Below are 24,234 nucleotides of genomic sequence, written 5' to 3'. Positions count from 1 at the left end.
CCCCATGGGCGAGTTTGAGCTGATCCACAAATACTTCGCCGCCGCGCCCTGTGCGCAAGGCGGCGAAGGCATTGCCCTGGGGATCGGCGACGACTGCGCCTTGCTGGCGCTCCCGCCTGGGGAGCAACTGGCAATCTCCACCGATACCTTGGTGGCCGGGGTGCATTTTGCCGACCCCTGCGACCCCTTTCTGCTCGGCCAGCGCTCGCTGGCCGTGGCGGTGAGCGACCTGGCTGCCATGGGCGCCCACCCCCTCGCGTTTACCCTCGCGCTCACTACGCCGACCGTCGATGCCGATTGGCTGCAACGCTATGCCCAGGGTTTGAACGCCATGGCGCAAAGCTGCGGCGTCGGCCTGGTGGGTGGCGATACCACGCGGGGCCCGCTGAGCCTGACCCTGACCGTGTTTGGTCGGCTGCCGGCCGGGCAGGCGTTGACCCGCAGCGGCGCGCAGCCAGGCGACTTGCTGTGCGTTGGCGGGGAACTGGGCAATGCCGCCGGCGCCTTGCCGCTGGTATTGGGCCAGCGCAGCGCCGACGCGGCCATTGCCGACCCGTTGCTGGCGCACTACTGGTCGCCGCAACCGCAGTTGGCCCTCGGGCTGGCGCTGCGCGGCAAGGCCACGTCCGCGATGGATATCTCCGACGGGCTGTTGGCCGATTGCGGGCATATCGCCAAGGCATCGGCTGTCAGCCTGTTGATCGAGCGCCAGCGGTTGCCGTTGTCTCTGGCGCTGCTGGCGTTTGTCGGCGATGACGCGGCGAGGGTGGCGGCTTTGAGCGGCGGCGACGACTATGTGCTGGCGTTTACCCTACCGCCCGTCGAGTTGGCACCCTTGCTGGCCGGCGGCTGGCCGGTCCATGTGATCGGCCGGGTCGAGGCAGGGCAGGGCGTAACGCTGCTCGACACCCATGGGCAGGACATCACCCCGGCCGTGCGCGGCTATCAGCATTTTCGCGAGACGCCCTGAATCGGTGAGCTGCGCTAACCTCTATGCAGTCAAATGGACGCAAGACCTGTAGGAGGTCACCACTATGGATGTGCGCCGTTGGCTGCTGATACTGCTCTGTGCCTTTACGGCCCTTGCGCAGGCACAGGTGCCCGGCAAGGTCCTGCTGGCCAGCGAAGCCTGGGACGACTACACCAACGCCGACGGCAGCGGCCTGGCCTGGGACGTGCTGCGACAGGTGTTCGAGCCGGCCGGGATCAAGCTGCAAACCCGCAGCGTGCCTTATACCCGCTCGGTCGGCTTGGCCCAGCGCGGCGAGGTGGATGGCTGGGTCGGTTCCTATCGTGATGAAGTCAAAGGCGTGGTGTACCCAAAATGGCGCTACGATTCCGACCATATCTATGCGCTGGGGCTGGCTACTGCCCCGACGCCGACTATGGCGACGCTGGCCAATTACCGCCTGGCTTGGGTGCGTGGCTACAAGTTCGAGGCCTATTTGCCCAACGTACAACGCTTCAACCAGATCGAGCGCCGGGATGGCATCCTGCCGATGCTCGAGCATGCCAGGGCGGACTTTTACATCGACTCTCTTACTGAGTCCAAATTCGTACTCAGCCAGGCGAAAGATCCCACGCAATTCAAGCTCAGCCCCATCGTCGAATTACCGCTCTATATCGGGTTTACCGACAACGAGCGAGGCAGAGCGTTGGCGGGCGTGTTCGACCAGCGTATGGCCGCCTTGATAGCAAGCGGCGAGCTCAGGCCGATTTTCGAGCGCTGGCACCAGGCTTATCCGTTCTGAGTTGCATAGAACCAGGACGAAGGCCAATCGAACCGATTGATCTTTATCAGCGATAATTCAGCTTAAGCGTCTGTAGGAACGTACTGTTACAATAGCCGCCTTTGTAAAACCTGAGATCAGGAGCACACGGTGCCCGTCGTTTTCGTCGCTGCTTCCAAGCTGCCTACCCCTTTTGCCACGTTCACCATGAACGGTTTTCTCGAAGAAGCCACCGGGCGCGAGCACGTTGTGCTGAGCCTGGGTGATATCGCTGATGGCGCGCCGGTGCTGGGGCGTGTGCACTCCGAGTGCCTGACCGGCGACGCACTGTTCAGCCAGCGTTGCGACTGCGGTTCACAACTGGAAGCCGCCATGCGCGCCATCGCACGCGAAGGCCGTGGCGTGCTGCTGTACTTGCGTCAGGAAGGCCGTGGCATTGGCCTGATGAACAAGATCCGCGCCTACGAGCTGCAAGACGGCGGCGCCGATACCGTCGAAGCCAACGAGCGCCTGGGCTTTGCCGCCGACCAGCGTGACTACGCGATCTGCCTGCCGATGCTGGAGCATCTGGGCGTGAAATCCCTGCGCCTGATGACAAACAACCCGCGCAAGGTCAAAGCCTTGACCGAGATGGGCATCACCGTCGCCGAGCGTGTGCCGCTGCACACCGGGCACAACCCGCACAACAAACTCTACCTGGCCACCAAGGCCAGCAAGCTCGACCACATGATGGGCAACGAGCATCAGGGCGAGGTCGACCGCGCGTGACTCGTGGCCAGGTGAAACGGCGACTGTCTTTCAACTGGTGGCAGTACCTGGCCCTGGCGCTGCTGCCTTTGTTCGTCATCAACCTGGTGTTTGGCCAGGCCGAGTCCCTGCTGCCCGTGTTGGCCATGCCGTTCTTTATCGCTGGCGTGGCCTCGATGTTTCTGAGCCTGCGCTATTTCAACGGCTATAAACACGCGCTGATCGCCACCTCCAAAGCCCTTGATACCCCCGAAGAACCGGCTGCCTGGATCACCCTCGCGGCTCGTCGGCGCACGGCGTTGCTGGTGGCCGCCGGACCAGCCTGGATCGGTGCGCTGGCGGTGTTCGTTGGCCTGGAAGCGGTGCCGTTGTTTCTGCTGGCGCTGTCGACGATGGTGCTGTTTTACCTCTATCGCATTCCCCGCCAGCTGGGATGATGGCTCGCTGGCTGGCGCTTCTGTTGCTGGCGCTGAGTGCCCAGGCCTCGGCGGTCGAACGTGTGGTGAGCCTGGCGCCTTCGCTGTCTGAAATCGTGGTTGAACTGGGCGCGGCCGACCTGCTGGTGGGCGTGCTCGATGGCGGCGAGCGGCCGACGGCGTTGGCCGATGTCGCGTCGGTGGGGCATTACGGCCAGCTCGACATGGAACGGCTGGTCAGCCTCAAGCCCGACCTGATCCTGCTGTGGCCCGGCAGCGTCGGCCCGGCCCAGCGTCAGCAATTGCAGCGTCTGAATATCCCGGTGTATGTCGCCGAACCCCATAGCATTGAACAACTGACCACTCAGGTCCAAGCCATTGCGCAGCAATTGGGCCGCGAAGACGCGGGCCGGCAGCTGGCCGCGCAGTTGCGCCAGCGCCTCGCCGAACTACGCCAGCGCTATCAGCGCACCGAGCCATTGCGGGTCTTTTACCAAGTGTGGAACCAGCCGCTGTACACCGTGGGCGGCGGGCAGATCATCAGCGACGCGTTGGGTGTGTGCGGTGCGCGCAATGTGTTTGACGACCTGAAGCTGCCTGCGCCGCAGGTGGGCATCGAGTCAGTGTTGCAGCGTGACCCCGAGATGATCCTGGCGGGCGACCAGGCCCAGCTCGACGCCTGGAAGGCCTGGCCGCAAATCGCTGCCGTGGCGCAAGGGCAATTGCTGGTCGTGCCCGACAAAGGCCTGGAGCGGCCCAGTGGGCAGATGGTCGAGGCGGTGGCGAAACTCTGCGCGTTGATTGCGCCGCAACGCTAGGGTGAACCAGATGTATTTTCCTACCGGTTATTAAGAATCGTCTGCGGGGGAAGGCTGGCGGCAGGGCGTTACTCTGGTGCCCGTCATGCCTGCTGCATGGCGATCTATCACCTGGAGGAGCTGGCCATGCGCCGTTTGATCATCGGTATTTCCACTGCCATTTTGCTGAGCGGTTGCAGCATGCTGGAAGGTGTCTCGACCTTGATGAATTTTGCCGACAATCCCGTTTACACCAAGGCCGAACAGCTCGGGGCCACCAAGCAGGACCTGCTTGCGATCCAGCAACCCAAGCGCACTACGTCCGTGGGTACTGGCGGTTCACAGTGCTTTGACTATGAGCTTGAAAACAAGGGTAAGCGCCAGGATATGTATGTCGGCTTTACCGACGCCGGTGCGGTCAACGCGTATGGGTTCGCGACGTGCGCCCAGGCAATCAAGGCGGGGAATGTAAACCCCAACCGGCAGCCGCGACAGAAGTAACAGGCCGCTACAACTGCGGCGTCCACGTCAGCCCCAGCATCCAGGCCCGACCCTCTTCGCGGTAGTCCTGGTTGTTGGAAAAGTCTGCGGCGTTATAGCTATAGCGGGCCCGGGCATATTGGCGGTCCAGCAGGTTGTCGACCTTAAGCGAAACACTCACCTCATGATTGACCACCCAGCTGCTGCGCAACCCGAGCAGCGCGTAACCGCCCAGGCGATTGAGGTTGTCTTCGTCGTCATAGCTGCTGCTGATCGCCTGCCAGCTGGCACCCAGCCCCAGCTTGTCGAATTGCCGGTCCAGATCCAGGTTCACCGTGCGGCGCGCACGGCGGGCCAGGGTGTGGCCGGTATCGCGGTCGCGCGGGTCGATGATCGACACGCCCAGGTTGCCCTGCCAGCCGAACAGCTCCTGCTTGAGCGCTGCCTCAAAACCGTTGATGCGCGCCGACGCAACGTTTTGCGGCTTGCTGGTGCTGTCGAGGATGATCGCGTCGCTTAAATCCGTGCGGTACAGCGAAGCTTCCAGGCGTGTGCTGTCGCTGAGTTGGCTGCGCCATTGCAGCTCATAACTCTTGGAGGTTTCGGGCTGCAGGTTGGGGTTGCTGTACTGCGTGTCGGGGTAATACAGGTCGTTGAAGGTGGGCGCGCGAAAGCCTTCGCTGTAGCTCACCAGCACGTCATTGTCGGCGTTGACCGGCAAGGTCAAGGTGCCACTCCAGCTGTTCTGCCCGCCGAACTGCTGGTTCTGATCACGGCGCAGGCCCAGTTCGGTGGAGAACCCGTCGCCGTGGAAACGATGCTGCACAAACGCCGCGCGGTTCCAGCGGCTGTTTTCGGTGAAGGTGGTGGAGCCGTGGAAGCGGTCTTCGTACCAGTCGCCGCCGAGGATCAGGCTGTTGCGCTCGTCCAGCGTCAGGTCGTTCTGCCAGTTGACCGAATCGCGGTAGGTGTTGAACACGCTGAAATCATCGCTGAGGGTATCGCGCTTGGTGTCGCGGTTCTCGCTGTGGCCCAGCTCCAGGCGCGATTGCCAGTGTTCATTGAGCGTGGCGTCGACATAGCTGGCGGCGCTGCTCACGGTGTAGTCGGTGTAAGGTTTTTGCCCCACCGTTTGCCCGGTGGTGGCGACATAGCGGCCAAAGCTGTTGTCGTATTCCGACTTGCCACGGTTATCCAGCAGGTTGAAACCTACCTCCAGCGCATCGTTGAAGGCATGGCTCAGGTTCAAACTGAGGGACTGATTGCGATAGGCATCATGGTCACCATCGCTGGGGAATGACTGATGGGTTGAATTGATACCCGCCGTTTCATCCAGGCTTGCGCCCAGATTGAAGCGCGTGTGCTCATTCCCCCCGGAGAGGCCGAGGCTACGCTCCCAGGTCTGGTTGCTGCCAAACCCCAGTTTCAGGCGCGGCTGCAGGCCCTGCTCGGCGTTGCGCCGGGTAAATACCTGGACCACCCCGCCAATCGCATCGCTGCCGTAGATCACCGAGCGTGAGCCGCGCAGCACTTCCACGCGTTCAATCTGGTCGACGTTCAGGTACTGCAGGCCACTGTCGCCGGAGGTGGTATTGGCGATGCGCTGGCCATCCACCAGCACCAGGCTTTGTGCGGACTTGGTGCCGCGAATATACACGCCCGGCAAGCTGCCACGACCACCAGTGGGTGCAATTTGCACGCCGGGCACGCGGCTCAGCAGGTCGGTGAGGCTGGTGGGCTGCAGGCGGTCGATGTCGTCACGGGTGAACACGGTGTTGGCGGCGCTGCTGTCATTGCGGGCCTGGACCTGGCGGTTGGCGGAGATGACGACGTCGGGGAGCTTGAGGGCGTTATCGCGCTCGAAGGTGTCGGCGAGCAGGTCGTCGGCGGGGAGCAACAGCAAGGCGAGATACAGGCGTTTCATGGGCTGTCCATGGCGTTTGAAGGTGGCATAAATCAAATGTGGGAGGGGGCTTGCCCCCGATAGCGGTGGGTCAGTTACAGATACTGAGACTGACACACTGCAATCGGGGGCAAGCCCCCTCCCACATTTTTGATCCCTGTTTCTACAGGGAGAGCAGCGCCATGCGCGCGCGAACCGATGCCTCGATGCCAGCCTCATCCAGCCCGCATTCCGCCAGCATCTGCGCCGGCTTGGCATGTTCCACGTACACATCCGGCAAGCCCAGGTGCAGCACTGACTTGAGGATATTCTCCCGCGCCAGGAACTCGCTCACCGCCGCACCGGCGCCGCCCATGATGGCGTTTTCTTCGACGGTCACCAGCAGCTCATGGCTGCCGGCAATCTCGCGCACCAGGGCTTCATCCAGAGGTTTGACGAAACGCATGTCGACCACGGTGGCGTCGATCTTCTCGGCCACTTTGAGCGCTTCGGCCAGTTGCACGCCGAATACCAGGAAGGCGACGTTGCTGCCTTGGCGGCGCACGATGCCTTTGCCGATCTCAATCGGCTCCAGGTCTTTGTCGATCACTGCATTCGGGCCATTGCCACGTGGGTAGCGCACGGCGGCCGGGCCGTTGTACAGGTGGCCGGTGCTGAGCATTTTGCGCAGTTCGTTTTCGTCGCTCGGCGTCATCACCAGCATGCCGGGGATGCAGCGCAGGTAGGACAGGTCGAAGCTGCCGGCGTGAGTCGGGCCGTCTTCGCCCACCAGGCCGGCGCGGTCGATGGCGAACAGTACGTCGAGATTCTGCACTGCGACGTCATGCACCAACTGGTCGTAGCCGCGCTGCAGGAAGGTGGAGTAGATCGCAACCACCGGCTTGGCGCCTTCACAGGCCATGCCGGCGGCAAAGGTTACGGCGTGTTGCTCGGCAATCGCCACGTCGAAGTAACGCAGCGGGAAACGCTCGCTGAACGCCACCAGGTCGGAGCCTTCCTTCATCGCCGGGGTAATGCCCACCAGGCGCGAGTCGGCGGCGGCCATGTCGCACAGCCATTCGCCAAACACACCGGAATACTTGGGCCCGCTGGCCTTTTTCGGCGCAGCAGCCGGAGCATCCACAGGTTCGAGCTTGGTGATCGCGTGGTAACCGATCGGGTCGACTTCCGCCGGGGCGAAGCCTTTGCCTTTCTTGGTGACGATATGCAGGAACTGCGGGCCCTTGAGGTCACGCATGTTGCGCAAGGTGGCGATCAGGGTCGGCAGGTCGTGGCCGTCGATGGGGCCGATGTAGTTCCAGCCCAATTCCTCGAACAGGGTGCCGGGGACCAGCATGCCCTTGGCATATTCCTCGGTACGGCGGGCAATTTCCCACGCGCCGGGCAGGCGCGAGAGCACTTTCTTGCTGCCTTCGCGCATGCTGGCGTAGGTGCGGCTGGAAAGGATTTTGGCCAGGTAATTGGACAAACCCCCGACATTGCGCGAGATCGACATGTCGTTGTCGTTGAGGATCACCAACATGTTGGCGTCCACTTCCGGCGCATGGTTCAGCGCTTCGAAGGCCATGCCGGCGGTCAGCGCGCCGTCACCGATCACGGCAATCGCCTTGCGGTCGCTGCCTTGCAGGCGGGCGGCAATGGCCATGCCCAGCGCTGCACTGATGGAGGTGCTGGAGTGGCCGACGCCAAAGGTGTCGTACTCGCTCTCGGCGCGACGCGGGAAGGCGGCCAGGCCGTCCTTCTGGCGCAGGGTGCCCATGCGCTCGCGACGGCCGGTGAGGATTTTATGCGGGTACGCCTGATGGCCCACGTCCCACACCAGCCGGTCGTCCGGGGTGTCGAATACGTAATGCAAGGCGATGGTCAGCTCGATGACGCCCAGGCCGGCACCGAAATGCCCACCGGTCTGGCCGACCGTGTAGAGCAATTCCAGGCGCAACTCATCGGCCAGGGTTTCCAGCTCGGCTTCACCCAGACGACGCAGGCCGTCCGGCGTGGCAGCACGGTCGAGCAGGGGCGTAGATGGGCGCTTGCGGGGAATCTCTTGAAACGTCGTGGGCATCAGGCGAATCGTTATAGGTATAGAAGAGGCGGCAGTTTACCTCAAGCATCGCAAACTGCCCACGCAGAGCGCCGAACTTGGCCGATATGCGGCTGCAATGGCCGCCGATATCAGTGGCGGCGTTCGACGATATACCGCGCCAGGTCACGCAGTGGCTCGGCCGCCGCGTCGAAAGGTCGCAGGGCGTCCAGGGCCTGGTCGCGCAGTTCCAGGGCGTAGGCCTTGGCCGCATCAAGCCCGAGCAGCGCAGGATAAGTCGGCTTGTCCCGTGCGATATCGGCGCCTTGGCGCTTGCCCAGGGTGGCGGTGTCACTTTCTACGTCGAGAATGTCGTCCTGCACCTGGAACGCCAGGCCGATGGCCCGGGAATAGGTCTGCAGCGCCGCCAATTGCGCAGCTTCGGCACGGCCGCTGGCCAGCGCGCCGAGGTGCACGGCGGCTTCGATCAGCGCGCCGGTCTTGTGGCGATGCATATGTTCGAGGGCTTTTTGATCCAGCTTGAGGCTTACCGAACCCATGTCGATGGCTTGCCCGCCGACCATGCCGGCCGGGCCTGCGGCGTGAGCCAAGGCAGTCACCATGCGCAGGCGGATGTCGGCGTTGACGCTGCTCAGGGCCGGGTCCAGCAAGGCGCTGAACGCCAGGCTCTGCAGGCCATCGCCGGCCAGGATCGCATAGGCTTCATCAAAGGCTTTGTGGGTGGTGGGTTGGCCGCGACGCAGATCGTCGTCGTCCATCGCCGGCAAATCGTCATGCACCAGGGAGTAGGCGTGGATCAGCTCCACCGCGCACGCCGCGCCATTGGCCTGCTCGGCCGGCGCGCCGAGCGCTTCGCAGGCGGCGTAGGCCAGCAGTGGGCGCACGCGTTTGCCGCCGTTCATCACGCTGTAGCGCATGGCGTCATACAGGCGCGTCATTTCCGGGCTTGGCGCAACAAACAAGGGCTCGAGCGCCGCATTCACCCGGGCTTGGCTACTGGCCTGATACGCGTCGATCATTCCGGCTGTTCCGCATCGAAAGGTTCTTCGGCCAACTCCCCGTCACGTTCCAGCAGCACTTGCACCTTCTGCTCCGCCTGCGCCAAGGCGCTCTGGCAGTCGCGGGTCAGGCCGATGCCTTGCTCAAACGCCGTCAGCGAGTCTTCCAGCGACAACTCGCCGTTCTCCAGACGCTCGACCAGGGTTTGCAGGTCGGCGAGGGATTGTTCGAAATCGAGTGCAACTTTTTTGCGGGCCATGGCGGCTATTCCGGTAGACGGTAAACCGGCGCGACACTAGCAGACATGCGGATTCTGGGCAAATGAGCGGGGCTGTCACTCGCCCGCGGTATTGACCTGATAGCGCGTGCTACGGCCGCCTCCGGGCAGGCGCACCAGGCAATTTTTTTCCAGCAGATCGGCCAGGTGGCGCGTCGCGGTCGCCTTGGACACCTTCGCCACCGCCTGGTATTGCGCGGCGCTGATCCCGTGTTCAAAACCCCTTTCGCCGCCGTCGAGCAGGCGGTTGAGCACCTTGACCTGCTCGGCAGACAAAGAGGCCCCTTGGTGCAGTTGCCAGAAGCGGGTTTTGTGCAGCACTCGGTCGACTCGCGTCATCGCCTGCTGAAAGCTTTGCAACAAGGTGTTGAGGAACCATTCCAGCCACGCAGTGATATCCAGCGTGGCCTTCTGGCTGGATTCCAGGGCGTGGTAATAGCCGGCGCGGTCCTCGAGGATGCTGGCCGACATGGCGTAAAAGCGAACGGCCTGGTGTTCACCCTGGGCCAGGGCCAAATCCGTGATGGCGCGGGTCAGGCGGCCGTTGCCGTCGTCGAATGGGTGCAGCGTGACAAACCAGAAGTGCGCCACGCCGGCACGCACCAACGGGTCCAATTCGGGCTGATTGCGGCTGGCTTCGAACCACTCCAGGAAATCATCCAGCGCCTGCTCCAGGCCCAGGCGCGGCGGAGCTTCGAAGTGGACGGTCGGCTGATCAAGCCTGCCCGACACGACCTGCATTGGCTCATCGCCTCTCAATGCACCGACGTTGAGTGCGCGGGCAGCCAGGCTTGCATCTGCGGTCGGGAACAGCCAGTGGTGCCAATTCAACAGACGCGCGAGGGTGAAAGGCTGGGCGAATTGCTCGGTGGCATCCATCATCAGCTCGGCGAGGCCTTCGCTGCGACGGGTTACCTGCCCGTCCTGAATCGCCTCCAGGCCCATCCGCCTTGCCAGCGACGAGCGCACCGAGCCGACATTCAATTGCTCACCCTCGATGGCGGAGGAGGTCAGGATGTTTTGCAGCAGCGCGTCCAACTCATTCTGCGCGCTGGCCGCGTGGCTGACGGAGCCGAGCATGCCCAGCAGCTTGCCTTGGGCGTGCCCGCACTCGCGCAGCAGTGCCGCGAGTTGCCCGGGTTGCCAGTGAAAGTGCGGCCAGTCTGCGTGCTGCCAGACCCAATTCGGATGATCCATCGACGTATGCCTGAGTGCGTGAGCCGAATAAAGGGGTTATTCGGCTCACATGGTGAGCCGATTGTGCCGTCTTTTCGGCTCATCGTCCACTCATGAGGGCGTAGCCGCGGATTGAGAGCATTGCCCTTGGGCGTCTTTCAACTGGGTTTCGAACTCAAGCAGGCCTGCCTGCATTTTTTGCAATGCGGTGATCTGCCCCGCCAACTGGTGTTTTTTGTTGGCGATCGCCTCATCTGCTCGATTCCAAGGTAATTCATCGCCGTGATGGTCTCTAAGGATCTCCTGCAGTTCCTTGAGCTTGAACCCCAACTGCTGCGCGCATTTGATAAACGTCAGCCGCTCGACGCTCTGCTCGGAATAGACCCGGTACTGGCCCTGGCGCTGCGGCGCTGGCATCAGCCCAATGGCTTCATAGTGACGAATTGCCTTGATGGTCGTGCCCGACAATTGCGCGGCTTTGCCGATGTACATGAAAACTCCCTTTTCCCAATAGTGCGCCGGCTTGTTTCAGCCACTTGGCCCGCTGTGCTGCCGTTGACTTGAGTACGGGGCCGAGCAGTAATGTCTTGGTCGGCTTGATGCCACAAAACGCCAAGGTGGTCTTGCGCATCTGATGCACGCCCGGCATACGGTAGAACCAGCGGTAATACCACGGCGGCGTGTCCAGGGTCACCAACAAGTGTGCGGTTCGGCCGTGTAGCAGCTTGTCGGGGAATGCCTTGCCTGCACGGTATTTAAAGGCAAAGCCGGGTAGGAAAATGCGGTCGATAAAGCCCTTCATCAACGCCGGGATGCCGCCCCACCAGATCGGGAACACGAATGTCAGATGGCTGGCCCACAGGATGTCGGATTGAGCGCTGAACAGGTCGGGCTCCAGGGGTTGCACCTGGGTGTAGCCATGGTGGAGGGTTGGATCGAAATTGAGGTCTCCCAATCTTAGGAAACGCACCTCATGACCTGCGGTTTTGGCGGCGTGGGTGTAGGCGTCGGCAAGGGCCGAACAGAAGCTGGAGGCGGACGGGTGGCCGAGGATGACGAGGATGCGTTGGGTCATGGGTCGGGGCCTGAAAAGGGGGCTTTCAGGGTAGGGGGTGCTGTATAGGGGAGAGTCAAGGGGATAGGTTGCAACTCGCCAGCAGGACGTTTCTGTAAGGTGTGCGAGGCCCTTCCTGTAGCGCGTTTGACGCCTTGTGACAGCCTGGGTCCCTGTCTAGCCTGCTGAAAACTTACGAGTAAACAGGCATGAGCGAAACCTCTATAGGCTTGACCAAACCCCCCGCAGGTTACAGCGACTGGCTGAGTGACCTGAAAGGCCGTATTCACACGGCGCAACAGCGCGCGACGTTGGCGGTGAACCGCGAATTGGTGCTGCTTTATTGGCAGATTGGCCACGATATACTCACCCGACAGGCTGAGCAGGGCTGGGGGAGCAAGGTGATTGAACGCCTTGCTCAGGATTTGCGTGGGGCGTTTCCCCTGATGAAGGGTTTTTCGCCGCGTAACCTTAAGTACATGCGTGCTTTTGCCGAGGCGTGGCCGAATTTGGAATTTGTGCAACAGGCTGCTGCACAATTACCCTGGGGTCATAATGTGGTGCTGCTGGATAAGCTTCCGGGCCCTGAAACCCGCCGCTGGTACGTCGCCCAGGCAATCGAGCACAGCTGGTCGCGCAACACGCTGGTGATGCAAATCGAAAACCGCCTGTTGGAGCGCAGTGGCAAGGCAGTGAGCAATTTTGAAAGCCATCTGCCCAAGCCGCAATCCGACCTGGCACGCGAATCCCTCAAAGACCCTTACCGCTTTGACTTCCTCAGCCTGGGCCTGGATGCGCAAGAGCGCGATATCGAAAACGCCTTGATCAAGCACGTCACCGACTTCTTATTGGAGTTGGGCGCGGGCTTCGCTTTCGTCGGCCAGCAGGTGCTGCTGGACGTAGGCGGGGACGAGTTCTTCGTCGACCTGTTGTTCTATCACGTGAAGCTGCGTTGCTACGTGGTGATTGAACTCAAGGCCGGCAAGTTCAAGCCCGAGCATCTGGGTAAATTGAGTTTCTACCTGGCGGCCGTGGATGCCCAGCTCAAACACCCACAGGACGGCCCGACCATTGGCCTGTTGTTGTGCAAGAGCAAAAATGAAGTGGTGGCCGAGTACGCGCTACGCGATAACAACCGGCCCATCGGTGTGGCGGAATATCAACTGGTGGAGTCGTTGCCGGCGGAGCTGCAAACCAGCTTGCCCAGCATTGAACAGATCGAGCGTGAGCTGGCCGGTGATCATGCTTGCGTGCAAAGGAAGACGTCAGTCACCGAGGCTGGGAACGAATAATGGCCTAGTGCTTCTAACCCACTGCCTCATACGCACCGATCAGCGCCGAAACGTCAAAAAAACCACAATCAGTCCTTGGTGTTGCCTAAAAGACGCACGGTATTAAGGTTTTCTTCATTTACCTTGCTGCGCTGCTGTTCCCCACGCATCATCATTTTCCCTGGATCAGACCGCGACGTATGCAGATGCCTCATGTTCCTGCCCCGCTCCCCGCCAATGAGCAAGAGCGCCTCCGGTCCCTGGAACACCTGGGCATTCTGGACAGCACCCCAGAACCGGGTTTCGATGACATTGTGTTGCTGGCAACCAGCCTGTGCGACGTGCCGATTGCGCTGGTGTCGCTGGTGGACAAAGACCGCCAGTGGTTCAAGGCCTGCATCGGTCTGGACGTACGTGAGACGCACCGCGACCTGGCATTTTGCGCACACGCCATCCTGTCACCCGATGAGGTGCTGGTGGTTGAGGACGCCACTCTGGACTCGCGTTTCGAGCACAGCGCGCTGGTGCTGGGGCCACCGTACATCCGCTTTTACGCGGGTGCGCCGATTCGCGATGATCGTGGGTTTGCATTGGGCACGGTCTGCGTCATCGACACTCGGGCCCGCACGCTGTCGGTGGCGCAACACAATGCCCTGCTGGCGCTGGCCCGGCAGACCGCCGCGTTGCTGCAATTACGCCTGCTCAGCGAACAACGCGAGTTGCGCGCCCGCCGCCTGGAAAACGAACTCGCCCAAGCCCAGGCGCTGGGGCGCCAGGCCGAACAATTCATGCATCATGCCAAGCGCGTTTCGTCGCTTGGGATGGTTGCGGCCAGCATCGCCCACGACTTCAACAACCTGCTGCAAGCCTTGAGTGCCAGTTTGCAAATGGTGCGATTGCGCGCGCGTCGGCCCGAGGACGTCGAGCGTTTCAGCGATGCGGGCCTGCAGGCGGTGGATCAAGGCCGGTTGCTGGTTAACCACCTGCTGGCCAGCGTGCGCCACGACAGCCCCAACTTGATGTGCATCGACGTCAACGAGCGCCTCGACAGCATGCGCGACGTGCTGCTACGCACCGTCGCGGGCGGCGTCGAACTCTCCCTCGACCTGGCGGCCGCCGGTACCGGCGTGTTGTGCGAAGAGGCGCAGCTGAGCGCTGCGGTCATCAACCTGCTGGCCAACGCCCGTGATGCGCTGGGCGGCAGTGGCCGTGTGCACATCAGCTCGCGGCTGGTCAGCGTCGAGCAGGACGAAGCGCTGGCCGCTGGCAATTACCTGCTGCTGAGCATCACCGACAACGGCCCGGGAATGCCCGAGGCGTTGGCCGCCAAGGTCTTCGAGCCGTTCTTCACCACCAAATGCGCGGGCAAAGGCACAGGCCTTGGGTTGTCCCAGGTGCTGGAATTCGCCCAACGTGCAGGCGGCACGGTCAAAGTACAAACCGCCCCGGGCGCCGGCACCACCATGAACCTCTATCTGCGCGCCCTTGGCCGTATCGACCCCAACCTGGCTAACGGCTAACGGCTAACGGCTAACGGCTAACGGCTAACGGCTAACGGCTAACGGCTAACGGCTAACGGCTAACGGCTGACACGCCGAAAGCCTGCTTTTCAGGGCAGGCTTGGGGTTAGCGGCAGGTGATTCAGTCCTTACGCGCCGACAGCGCCGAGTAACCATTCATCAAGTTGCGGTAGTTGGGAATGCGCTGGGACAACAGGTTGCCCAGGCCTTCGATATCGTTGCGCCAGTCACCCTGCAACTCGCACGCTACCGAGAACCAGTTCATCAGCTGCGCGCCGGCCTGCGTCATGCGGTTCCACGCCGCCTGCTGCACCGTGGTGTTGAAAGTGCCCGACGCATCGGTGACCACAAACACATCAAACCCTTCTGCCAGCGCCGACAGTGTCGGGAACGCTACGCACACATCCGTGACCACACCGGCGATGATGATTTGCTTGCGGCCGGTAGCCTTGATCGCCTTGACGAAGTCTTCGTTGTCCCAGGCGTTAATCTGGCCAGGGCGGGCGATGTACGGCGCGTCCGGGAACATCTCTTTCAACTCCGGCACGATCGGGCCGTTGGGGCCTTGCTCGAAACTGGTGGTGAGGATGGTCGGCAAGTTGAAGAACTTGGCCAGGTCGGCCAGGGCCAGCACGTTGTTCTTGAACTCGTTGGGCGAGAAGTCCTGCACCAGGGAGATCAGGCCGGTCTGGTGGTCGACCAGCAGCACGATGGCGTCGTCTTTGTTCAAGCGGTTGTAGGTTGGAGTGCTCATGGTTGAATCCTTTTTTGTTTAAGTGGGTTTGGCGTTGCGTTCAACATGGGCACAGATTAATGGGTGGACTGAAAGGGATAAATCGGCTGATACGTGTAATACCGTCAACTCAAACGCGACAATGCTTGACTGGCCAGCAGTACCGGTCGCTTTCATTTGCAGGACGTTTCCTAGAGAATCCCAGCCGCTTGCGCCAGCAAAATCCCGCGACTAGGCTGCGGATCGTCACTGCTTATTCAGTGATCGGGTTTAGTCGCCCGGATTCGATTGGCGCATAAGCAATTCATGAGTCAGGCACTCCTTCGCCTGCATCTTATGGTGGCTGTGCGCAGGGCACCTTCGGGTGCGCCGGGTTCCCAATCGACCGGTCGACTAACCTGCGTACAGCTGCCGCCTTTCGTTTAGTCGCGGGAAATGGCAGCTCCAAATTATCGATTGGAGTTTTGCTATGGATAAGTTTGTTTCGGATTCGCGTGCCCCCAGCCCATTCACCGTCAATGAAGAACTGAGCTTTGAAGACGCCTGGGTGCGTGTGGCTGAGCTGCTGCAATGCGCAGTGGCGACGTCGCAAATGCTCGATGAGCCATTGGGTGCGCCGCAGAGGGCGGTGATGCATCTGGTGGAAATGGCGAAGCTGGTGGCGGATCGGGCGGTGGAGTGCCAGAAGGCTGCATAACACGATTTGATCGGTGGGCAGGCCGATAGGCCGCCCACTGACATTCTTGCAGGCATTAAAAAGCCGGCTTGTGGGCGGCTTTTTGTATTATATATATTATTGTTTTTAAACGATATTTTGTTTTTTCTAGTTGGCGTCCCCCCACTTATCCCCCCACGCTGGCCTTTCGTAAGGAACGGGCTATTAGAGGATGAGCTTTGGGTGGCCAGAAAGTCAGGCTACCTTCCGGTTGTCGACAGAGTCACACAATGGCTATCCTGCGCACTTCAACAGTAAGCAGGATTGCCACGCATGGAAAGCGTTTATTCGCATCTCCCTCCTCGAGGCAGATCATTCTGCTGTCGCATCAGAGAAGCTGAGCGGGCACCGATTGATGCCCAGTAAGTCATCCGGATGGGATCATCCATTTTTTAAAGTACTTGCAATGAACGACACTGGACAGGCTAGTGGGCATCAATCCGGATTGGTTGTGCCCATACCTATTCAGCAGTACCTCCCAATAATCCAGGGCCAGCCATGCAAGGAAAAACCGTCCATAGCTATTCCGCTGACGGCTTACCTGTATGCCGCTGGTGTCAGCCTTGGTGAGGTTGGAACCAGTTACCAGGTTCAGTCTTGGAGGGGATTTAAAAGGGAGCACAGAATAACTTCTGCACTGAAGCCTCTGCTGGGTTCTGCGCGTGCAGGGGATATTCTGCTGCTTCAGAGAAAGTCAGATTCCTGTGATGTTTACCGGCTTGAGCTGCTGCCTCAAAAAACACCTCAACATGCGGCTGCACTAAAGCTCACGGGAAAACGTCGCTGGGGTGTACTCGACATTCTGAAGGTTCCTGAATCCTTCACCCTTGAGCTGGAAAAAGCTGTTGAGCATGAGAAGGAAAGGCAAACATCGGCTTTCTCGCTTTTCGACGGCGACCCGGAGATCAACGTATCTGTAGTCAAGAAAGTTGCCCGCTCTCTGGCGTTCAGAAAAAGTGTTCTGACCCAGTACGGCAATCGCTGCGCAATTTGCAGGGCGGGGCTTCTGGCTCCAACTGGTCTCTATGGAGTGGAGGCCGCACACGTGGTTCCACGATCCGAGTGGGGGGCTGATGACGTTCGCAATGGCATCGCGCTCTGCCGAAATCACCACTGGGCATTCGATTCGGGCCTTTTCGGAGTAGGCGATGACCTCAGAGTTTTCGTCCCACCTTCAGTTGCGGCCATATCTGAAAACAAGTCACTGGCAATTCTTCATGGCAAGAAAATACAGCAGGCTGCCGATATTGCTCTGCGAGTAGATCCAGCCGCGTTTAGGTGGCACATGGCGGCGCTGGTATATAAAGAATAAGGAAATACTCATGGAGTCACTCCGTCAGCACTTCACTGGCATCGCTACCAAATACTTGTCTCGCGTTGATGCAACGCGAAACTCCAACCAGCACGAAATTGGATCAAATGCCTTCGCAAGAATTCTGGGTGAGCCCGGCCAAATCTCTGTATTTCTGCGTGGTGTGTTCCTCTATTTCAGTGATGGAGCAGAAGAACCGCTCCGCGCCACCGGGCAGTTGACTTGGTACGATGCCCGGCGTCGTCAGCCACATCGAGGCCCTGAGTACCGTCTTTACTACCCGGACAATCCCGTTACGCTTAGGATGACTGAGACGGACTTCTGCGTGATCGCAGTCAGGCCTGACAACACGGTAATGATCCTCGTCACGCCATGTGGTTCGACAAGCGAGAGGCAACTACGCTGGCTGTTTGACATCGGTCATGTATCTAGTGATCGCTTCCAGACCCAGGAAGTGCAGGGGGCGCGGCAGGTCAGCATCATCGAAGCGATGATTCTTGAGGAACTTGGGCTTGAGCCTGTTGGTGGTGATGAAAACTGGCTTGAAGTACTGCTTCAGCGATTTGGCCCCAGTTTTCCTACCACTGCAGTTTTCAGCCAGTTTGCCCGAGAAACCTGCCCCCAGAATGTGAACAGTTTTGGCTCGGCCGATGCTGTTCTGATGGCTTGGATGGAACATGAGGAAATGCTATTTCGCACACTGGAACGCTACCTTGTTCAGATTCAGCTGAATAGCGGCTTTGAGAGTGTCGAGCACTTCATCAGGATTTCCCTCAGTGTTCAGAACCGAAGAAAATCTCGTGTAGGGTATGCTCTCGAGCACCACCTAGCGGCTATTTTTACTGTGCATCAAATGCCGTTTGGCAGGCAGGTTCAGACTGAAAATCGAGCTACTGCAGACTTTCTGTTTCCCGGACAACAGGCCTACCTCGATTTGTCATACCCAGATAACAGACTGGTGATGCTCGCCTCCAAATCAACCTGCAAGGACCGTTGGCGTCAGGTGCTGACCGAGGCAGGGCGAATTAGGGTCAAGCACCTGTTTACCCTAGAGCCTGGTATCAGTGCGCACCAGACGAATGAAATGCAGGCTCACAATCTCCAGCTTGTAATTCCCAGCAGCCTATTTGGCAGCTACAACACGACCCAGCAGCAGTGGTTGCAAAGCCTCGATCAGTACATCAACCAAACAAGACAGATCATTGGAAACTGAACCATGCAAACACCACTTGGGCTTGTCGCTGACCTTGATTTAGATAGTCCCCAAACAGCATATGACATCCTGGCTCACGATAAGCACAGTATTGCCGAAGGCATGGTGGTTGAAAGTCTTTTTGACCAGATTATTGAGTATATTCCCAAGGTGGTTGAGGGGGAGTCAGCAATACTACTTGATGTAGAAACGTTCATAACAAGAGATCCGAAAAATTTTGGTAATGCGCATGCTTTTGTTTGGGCGCGTACAAAGGGAGAGGGGCTGGGAAGGTACCTCCGTGCACTGTCAAAAGGTTTCAATGTTTATTTGCTTGAATGGTGTGATTTATCAGCTAGTTTCAAGGCTAGGATATTCCAGCCGGGACGGCCAATAGAGTGGTTCCCACTTGAAAAACTTGTTCGGGAACTGGGGCATGAGCATGGTGAGCGCTATGAGGTTACTGAAAATGTACGCAATAGAGATCGTCAGCTCGGAGCCTTCTGGGGGTATCTGAAGGAGAGTCATGGTAAATATCTAAAAGATCGTGTCGCATTGCCGCGCTTACTGGTGAACTGGGGGATTCAACCATGGTTCAAAAGCGTCTGGAATATTGACCGGGTCATTATTCTGGGGGGGCAGATCTGGGCTCTGGAAGTAAAACATAAATTCCCATACGGAGAGCCTGGTCCCCTGCAGTTTGGGCTTAATGTCGGTGAGGCATGCATGCTCAGAGATCTTGCAAAAATCGGCATCAAGGGATTTCACGCTATTGTGGTAAAGCCATATTGGGATATGAATATAGGTTCATCCTACCTAGTATCGAACTATGATGTCCGTGACCAAGCCTTGGTGCTGGGGATGACAATCGGCAAAAGAGAAATTTATAGAATTTTGGCCCGCCCATCTGAAACCTCGCCTGCTCATACCAGCGTCGATGGTAAGAAAAAGCCAAACTACAAGCCCATGCCCGTAACGGATTTCACTACACTGTCCTTTCTCGCCAAGCGCGAGGAAATAGCGAAGCGTATTTGTCTCTTGCTACAGGGTAAGTTGAATGAGCGTTGTGAGGATGATCAGCTCAGGGCCCTAAAAATAGAAAAATAATATTGTACCTGTGAAGACGGTATTTACTGACGGGGATCCATAATCCGAACTTGCGTTTGAATCGCATGGAGAGTTTTGGCATGCTTGTCGCATTACCTCAAACAGTCCATTGTGCATGTTGCAAGTTTGTTTGGTATACGCTATCGAATAAGGGGGGGCTACTTTCGCTATATTTTTCCAGCAGCTCATCATTATATCATTTTTCGGATTGGCTCCTTTAATGTCTGTTGCCATGCTGTGTCGTGTTGTCTTAGGTGAGCCGGGGCATGCACATGCTGGACATTAATTGCGAAATTACAATCCACTCGACCACCCGTTCGCATTCGACCTGACCAGTCATTTGCATTCGTTCTGAACACCGATTGCATCGGATTTGACCAGCACGTTTTGTGAGCATGTTCGGCAGAGAACGGCCCAGAGCGTGTAAAAACTCCCGTGACGGCTCGACTGATCAAAAAACGATCTAAAAATCGCGTCTCTACGTGAATTCTTAGTCTGTAGACCTGGCACACTTTTTCAGAATCGACGCAGGAGCGCGCTCTTCAATTTTTGGTCGACGTTTTTACACACTCTGGGCCAGAAGCGGACGTTTACGCAGGCCTGATTTTTTAGATTTGGTGTCTACGAAACCAGGGCCTGCTCAAGACATAGAAAAGAATTTAGCCGCACAAGACTTGATTTAATAAAAAAGGTGCATAAGAAAGAGGGGGTAGGCCTATTTTAGTTCCTCTTTCTTAAAGATAAGATTTATAGCTCGAAGCCGAGCATCTTTAACCTTCCAGGTGCTGCCTAGCCTTTGCGGCGTACGTACTAAGAGCACTATCTGCATCGGAGTCAGGAATAGCCTCAAACAAAACTCCACCGGCATCCCTATTCATTTCCTTCATAAATGCGCGAAATGCAGCTTCAGATGAAGTGATCCATTCATTAAGCCGCATCGCACGAACTATTGCGCGAGCAAGTGGTTGCCGCGACGCAGTATTTGGGCGCTCGACGATGGCCTGACGAATATCGGCAGTTTTGAGTATCAGGCGAAGTGCACCCTCCGGGTCATCTGGATCTGCAATCGTCGCAACGTGCATATTCCACCATAATCTGGAAATAGCATTATCATCACGAATACCGGTACGTCCTTCAGCAAAAAAATGGTCCAGGACAACCTTGTCCAAACTTTCACCTTCCGCCTTTTTTACCCAGCGTGCACGGCTATATTGCAAGCACTCAACGTGGGTAAGCCTTACCCACACTCGCTCTTCCCTTGCTAGTGCAGGCGTCATATCTGGCATAGATCTGTAAACAATCAAGGAGCTTCTGATATCTGCCTCAGCCGTCCTATCTGTGCCATCTAGGTCCGCCAGCATATCCAAGTTAATTTTGACTTTGTCGCTTTCGACTTCCCATCCATTCTCTCGACTAAGATCCAAAAAATCCCCACTGGAGTACCTATCTCGATTTATCGAGATATTCTCCCTTAGCTCATCGACCACCACTTGTGATAAATATTTAAGAGGTGTACTAGTCATTTCACTACTCTCCCACCAGCTTACTAAGGCGAGCCACTGGACGTTCTAAAAGAATCTGTGCGGCCTTAAGGATTGACATATTAGGCTCTATGCGAACACCCTTTAAATCACACTTCGCAAGAAATGGTTGGTACCAACGCAAATACTCGTAACTTTGATCGCCATTTCGGAGAGCGTCAAGAACCTCCATTATCGCTGGCATATAGATTGAGCTCATCAAAATTTCCGGACCGTCTGTCTTCAGCCTCAGCTGCGCTAGAGTCTGGAACATTTCTTCATTGACCAACAGAGCAATACGGTGGCCCGTAGTATCAACCTCGAACATTCCCTCAGGAATATTTTCCGACTTGACAAGATCGAAGATGCTCTCAATAGGCGCAAGCTTCGCCTGTCCAACACTGATTATCAGCTCCTCGCCAACAGCAATAATGTCACCATTATTGAGAGATACAGGAGGTTCGAACTCATGATGAATGGTTCCCGGATCCCACTCTCTTAGATCCGTCTTCAACCAAACAATCGGACGAAGCGAAACTCGGTTCAATAGTAGCCCCGGGGGGAAATCTGTTCTCCCGATTGACCAGGCCATTTGCCGGAGATCACTGAAGAAAGTGTCGACACACTTAATAATGCACCCAACCGACGCCTGATTACTCTCAACCAAAGCAATAATTCCCGGCTCAGTAAGAGTTATTGCATGCTCCAAGGTCACGGCCCCAGTGGAACGATTCTCTTTGACTTCTATTTCTACATTAAACTCTCCAACGACAAAGTCGCCGGTATCAAGCCCAAGCACCGGGTGCGGAAATCTTGTATTCTCAGAGACCCTCATTCCGCCACCTCCCCGCTACCTACTTTGTTAGCGTTCACCTCAATCGGGCCATCATAGGGCTCATCAAACTCGACTAAGAGCGAGTTTCGCTCCCCCTCCTTTACATCGAGCAAGATCTTGTCGTTCTTGATGGATGCCCCACCTGCCTTTACGGGGTACAAGCTCTCCGGGGTATTTACACCGGTTGCTTGCAAGGCCAGTTCGATGAGTCCCGTGACAGGAGAACTAAAGTACAAAGTTCTCGCTTTGGCTGTACCCAGGCTATCCAGGATTATGCGGTTCCTTACATCCGACAAATCGACAGAGGTTCGTTTATCCGAGGCTCCCGCATCTCCGGCCCCTCTGGTCCCTGGCTGATTACTACTCCCACCACCGGGTTTGGCGCTACTCCGGCCCTTGTGCCCTCCGGTCTGTCCACCCTCATTGCCATTTCTACCGGAGCCCCCTGTCTTTCTTACCGGTACACGCGCTGCAGAATATGTGTACGTTTCTGGATCACTCTCGCTCGTTGGATCAGGTGCCGAATCAGATTTACCCCTGTAGGCGAAATATTTCCCCAACTCGTCCAGCGCCAGTGAGTCCTCCGCCGGTGCACTAGTAAATGCCTTAATCATCTCGCGCAATTTATTACCCAAGCTTCGCATTGCTTTTTCAGCGACACGACGCCCTGTCGGGTCGGATATACGCTCGGCAGAAAAAGCATTGTGCGCAGGGTTCTCCAGCCTTTTCAGGACTTTGCCAGCTGCATCATCACAGGGCTGTACCAACGCGATGAAGTCTGCGCCATTGAACCTCGTAAAAGAATGGCCAAAGTTTTTCAGGTTGTCGGTGATAAGCATGCCGTTTCGCACGAATCCAACTCGTCGCGGCATGCCGACCTCAGCCAGAATGCGGACTTTTATCTTTCCCAGACCGGGGATATCAATTATTTCTTCTGCCGCTGCCTCGGAAACTAAGCATCGGTGCAACTGGCACGCAAACTCCAGTTCAGAAGAATGGCCCGACTTCTCAGCGGTGTCCTCAATGTCCTGACGGGACAATAACCCCTCAAGGGTATTACTGTTGATTTTGATTCTTCCCGAATCCACCTCGAATTCCATATCTTCGTTCTGAATGGCCACAAAAAAATTGGACACGAGCGAGTATGTCATTCGCTCCGCCCAGCCTTCTGACTGGCGAAATCCGACACAGAATATTGAGGTTCCGATTTCCGAACGCCTCATCCATTCGGGAACCACTGACTCGGTAGTAATTGCACGGAAGCCATCCGGGAAGCCCCAGTATCCCGTTGACCGACGATGTACTCCGCTCTCATCCTCATGAGATACCAACTTCACCTTACCTTGAGCGGCGAAAGCCTGTTCACCCGACTCCCCGGCATAGACTGTCGAATACATCACTGTCTGCAAATCAGAAACTGCAAAATTTGCGTTCTTCCCGATTCCGTAAGATCCACCCGAGGTTTCGCTGTCCTTCTTGCTGACGCCAGATGACTTCAGCAATGAATGAAACACAGTTCCGCTCTTCTCCGGAGGACCTATCAGCCCCTTGGTATTGAAGTCCGAGATTCTCAGAATCGGCAATGTCGCTTTGGAAATTACTGCACATGCGTTTTTGAAGAATTCCTTCTCCTTCTCCGCGTGTGCCTGGCTGCGGCAACAATCCAACGCTCCCGCAAGCGATTCATAGAAGGGGAGGTCTTCGCGATCTCCCAGGATCAGGTCGAACGTCATGCGGACTGGCGCACCATTATTAAGGCCTGCATCTCGGGAGTTTTGGCCTGCTTCCCTCGCGCAGCTTGCGTATGGATCGTCGCGGAAGGTTTCGATGCCAGCATCGGAAAGACCCTCTTCCTCACCGGCTTCGTTCTTAAGGAATTCAAGTTCTGGAGCGGTCATTTTTGGGATACCCCGAAGGATTGTGAGGTGCGAGGTGACTTACAGCTTGAAGTCACCACCTGATGCGTTCTCTGCATCGCTGAAGCGGGACTTTGCCTGGTCCAGCTCCTTCTGTAACGCCCTGAATATTTTCTTCACGTCGTCATCGGTGAAGCTGTAGGCACTACGATTGGAAAGGTTTCCAATCAGTCGGATATCGTTGAGCGCACGGTTTACGCGCTGCTCGGCAAGCCGCACAAATTTTTCGCGTTTTTCTTCCATATGTTCCTCAGAAATTCCAAGAAAAATCGCAAATATCTAAGAGATATTTCTGAAATATTTAGGAAATGTTTTTAGGATAGTCAAGATTTTTTGCATAGGCAAGGTGCCACCATTGGCGTCGAGGATGCATGAGGGCAAAAGAGGGTGAGGGTGAGGGTGAGGGTGAGGGCGAGGGTGAGCACGAGCCTGAATTGCCCCTCTTTTCGTAGACACTTTCCAGCAACAGATCTAAGCGGCAATGGGTCGTTTC

24 protein-coding genes are annotated in these 24,234 nt (G+C 57.6%); 12 read left to right on the top strand and 12 right to left on the bottom strand.

From position 1 onward, the window contains the following. The first annotated feature begins 4 nt into the window (after positions 1-4). The 6 genes from thiL (at position 5) to AC0IYH_RS23435 (ending at position 4,191) form a co-directional block, all read left to right on the top strand. Positions 5-970 (top strand): thiamine-phosphate kinase, encoded by a 966-nt coding sequence (gene thiL, locus AC0IYH_RS23460; RefSeq protein ID WP_471836474.1) that lies wholly within the window; start codon positions 5-7, stop codon positions 968-970. A 64-nt stretch (positions 971-1,034) separates the two neighbouring features. Continuing rightward, a complete protein-coding gene (locus AC0IYH_RS23455; RefSeq protein ID WP_471836473.1) occupies positions 1,035-1,751 on the top strand; it encodes a substrate-binding periplasmic protein in 717 nt (238 codons plus the stop codon). Between the two features lie 129 nt (positions 1,752-1,880). Beyond that, positions 1,881-2,498 (top strand): GTP cyclohydrolase II, encoded by a 618-nt coding sequence (gene ribA / locus AC0IYH_RS23450; RefSeq protein WP_016978544.1) that lies wholly within the window; start codon positions 1,881-1,883, stop codon positions 2,496-2,498. Continuing rightward, entirely contained in the window at positions 2,495-2,914 is a 420-nt protein-coding gene (locus AC0IYH_RS23445) for an MFS transporter (RefSeq protein ID WP_471836472.1), read from the top strand. Before ribA ends, AC0IYH_RS23445 begins: the two co-directional genes overlap by 4 nt. After that, positions 2,911-3,711: a cobalamin-binding protein gene (locus AC0IYH_RS23440; RefSeq protein WP_471836471.1), complete on the top strand. Its 801-nt coding sequence runs from the start codon at positions 2,911-2,913 to the stop codon at positions 3,709-3,711. Before AC0IYH_RS23445 ends, AC0IYH_RS23440 begins: the two co-directional genes overlap by 4 nt. Positions 3,712-3,837: 126 nt before the next feature. Beyond that, complete coding sequence (locus tag AC0IYH_RS23435; RefSeq protein WP_116629470.1) at positions 3,838-4,191, top strand: transcriptional regulator; 354 nt, start codon at positions 3,838-3,840, stop codon at positions 4,189-4,191. Between the two features lie 7 nt (positions 4,192-4,198). Here AC0IYH_RS23435 and AC0IYH_RS23430 read toward each other — a convergent pair whose 3' ends face one another. The 7 genes from AC0IYH_RS23430 to AC0IYH_RS23400 all read right to left on the bottom strand — a co-directional run bounded on the left by AC0IYH_RS23430 (position 4,199) and on the right by AC0IYH_RS23400 (position 11,641). After that, the gene (locus AC0IYH_RS23430; RefSeq protein WP_471836470.1) at positions 4,199-6,094 is read right to left on the bottom strand and encodes a TonB-dependent receptor domain-containing protein; all 1,896 of its coding nucleotides are present in this window, start codon (positions 6,092-6,094) and stop codon (positions 4,199-4,201) included. Positions 6,095-6,236: 142 nt separating this feature from the next. Beyond that, positions 6,237-8,135, bottom strand: coding sequence for a 1-deoxy-D-xylulose-5-phosphate synthase (dxs, locus tag AC0IYH_RS23425; RefSeq protein WP_471836469.1), 1,899 nt, complete (start codon positions 8,133-8,135; stop codon positions 6,237-6,239). Between the two features lie 110 nt (positions 8,136-8,245). Beyond that, the gene (gene ispA, locus AC0IYH_RS23420; RefSeq protein WP_116629426.1) at positions 8,246-9,133 is read right to left on the bottom strand and encodes a (2E,6E)-farnesyl diphosphate synthase; all 888 of its coding nucleotides are present in this window, start codon (positions 9,131-9,133) and stop codon (positions 8,246-8,248) included. After that, the gene (locus tag AC0IYH_RS23415) at positions 9,130-9,372 is read right to left on the bottom strand and encodes an exodeoxyribonuclease VII small subunit (protein ID WP_003176346.1); all 243 of its coding nucleotides are present in this window, start codon (positions 9,370-9,372) and stop codon (positions 9,130-9,132) included. The genes ispA and AC0IYH_RS23415 overlap by 4 nt, the downstream gene beginning before the upstream one ends. 75 nt (positions 9,373-9,447) lie before the next feature. After that, complete coding sequence (locus AC0IYH_RS23410; RefSeq protein ID WP_471836467.1) at positions 9,448-10,587, bottom strand: Fic family protein; 1,140 nt, start codon at positions 10,585-10,587, stop codon at positions 9,448-9,450. A gap of 90 nt (positions 10,588-10,677) precedes the next feature. After that, positions 10,678-11,058, bottom strand: coding sequence for a MerR family transcriptional regulator (locus AC0IYH_RS23405; protein WP_471836466.1), 381 nt, complete (start codon positions 11,056-11,058; stop codon positions 10,678-10,680). Further along, a complete protein-coding gene (locus AC0IYH_RS23400; protein WP_471836465.1) occupies positions 10,997-11,641 on the bottom strand; it encodes an NAD(P)H-dependent oxidoreductase in 645 nt (214 codons plus the stop codon). The genes AC0IYH_RS23405 and AC0IYH_RS23400 overlap by 62 nt, the downstream gene beginning before the upstream one ends. A gap of 188 nt (positions 11,642-11,829) precedes the next feature. On the opposite strand from AC0IYH_RS23400, the gene AC0IYH_RS23395 reads away from it, so the two are divergent. Together AC0IYH_RS23395 and AC0IYH_RS23390 are read left to right on the top strand one after the other, a co-directional pair. Beyond that, positions 11,830-12,912: a PDDEXK nuclease domain-containing protein gene (locus tag AC0IYH_RS23395; RefSeq protein WP_471836464.1), complete on the top strand. Its 1,083-nt coding sequence runs from the start codon at positions 11,830-11,832 to the stop codon at positions 12,910-12,912. Between the two features lie 179 nt (positions 12,913-13,091). Continuing rightward, positions 13,092-14,411 carry a GAF domain-containing hybrid sensor histidine kinase/response regulator gene (locus AC0IYH_RS23390; RefSeq protein ID WP_116629421.1) on the top strand — a complete coding sequence of 440 codons (1,320 nt, stop codon included), beginning with the start codon at positions 13,092-13,094 and terminating at the stop codon, positions 14,409-14,411. A gap of 121 nt (positions 14,412-14,532) precedes the next feature. Here the strand turns inward: AC0IYH_RS23390 and ycaC are convergent, their stop codons facing one another. Then, complete coding sequence (gene ycaC / locus AC0IYH_RS23385) at positions 14,533-15,165, bottom strand: isochorismate family cysteine hydrolase YcaC (RefSeq protein WP_116629420.1); 633 nt, start codon at positions 15,163-15,165, stop codon at positions 14,533-14,535. A gap of 448 nt (positions 15,166-15,613) precedes the next feature. Between ycaC and AC0IYH_RS23380 the strand changes: the two genes are divergently transcribed. The 4 genes from AC0IYH_RS23380 (at position 15,614) to AC0IYH_RS23365 (ending at position 19,470) form a co-directional block, all read left to right on the top strand. Further along, complete coding sequence (locus AC0IYH_RS23380) at positions 15,614-15,841, top strand: DUF6124 family protein (protein ID WP_471836462.1); 228 nt, start codon at positions 15,614-15,616, stop codon at positions 15,839-15,841. A 190-nt stretch (positions 15,842-16,031) separates the two neighbouring features. Further along, positions 16,032-17,171: an HNH endonuclease gene (locus AC0IYH_RS23375; protein ID WP_471836461.1), complete on the top strand. Its 1,140-nt coding sequence runs from the start codon at positions 16,032-16,034 to the stop codon at positions 17,169-17,171. A gap of 10 nt (positions 17,172-17,181) precedes the next feature. After that, positions 17,182-18,384, top strand: a complete 1,203-nt coding sequence (locus AC0IYH_RS23370; RefSeq protein WP_471836459.1) for a type II restriction endonuclease — start codon at positions 17,182-17,184, stop codon at positions 18,382-18,384. Between the two features lie 3 nt (positions 18,385-18,387). Beyond that, on the top strand, positions 18,388-19,470 hold the full coding sequence (locus AC0IYH_RS23365) for a hypothetical protein (protein ID WP_471836457.1): 1,083 nt from the start codon (positions 18,388-18,390) through the stop codon (positions 19,468-19,470). A gap of 770 nt (positions 19,471-20,240) precedes the next feature. Here the strand turns inward: AC0IYH_RS23365 and AC0IYH_RS23360 are convergent. Genes AC0IYH_RS23360 through AC0IYH_RS23345 form a run of 4 tightly spaced genes read right to left on the bottom strand, consistent with a single transcriptional unit; the run spans position 20,241 to position 23,984 of the window. After that, complete coding sequence (locus tag AC0IYH_RS23360) at positions 20,241-20,993, bottom strand: DUF6339 family protein (protein ID WP_471836455.1); 753 nt, start codon at positions 20,991-20,993, stop codon at positions 20,241-20,243. 4 nt (positions 20,994-20,997) lie between these two features. Further along, positions 20,998-21,825, bottom strand: a complete 828-nt coding sequence (locus tag AC0IYH_RS23355; protein WP_339502989.1) for a hypothetical protein — start codon at positions 21,823-21,825, stop codon at positions 20,998-21,000. Further along, positions 21,822-23,723, bottom strand: a complete 1,902-nt coding sequence (locus AC0IYH_RS23350; protein WP_471836453.1) for a hypothetical protein — start codon at positions 23,721-23,723, stop codon at positions 21,822-21,824. Before AC0IYH_RS23350 ends, AC0IYH_RS23355 begins: the two co-directional genes overlap by 4 nt. A gap of 39 nt (positions 23,724-23,762) precedes the next feature. Then, the gene (locus tag AC0IYH_RS23345; protein ID WP_083334269.1) at positions 23,763-23,984 is read right to left on the bottom strand and encodes a hypothetical protein; all 222 of its coding nucleotides are present in this window, start codon (positions 23,982-23,984) and stop codon (positions 23,763-23,765) included. Positions 23,985-24,234: the final 250 nt, after the last annotated feature.

The sequence above is a fragment of the Pseudomonas sp. AC463 genome (assembly GCF_979253585.1).
This window is presented reverse-complemented; position numbering and strand designations above follow the sequence as displayed.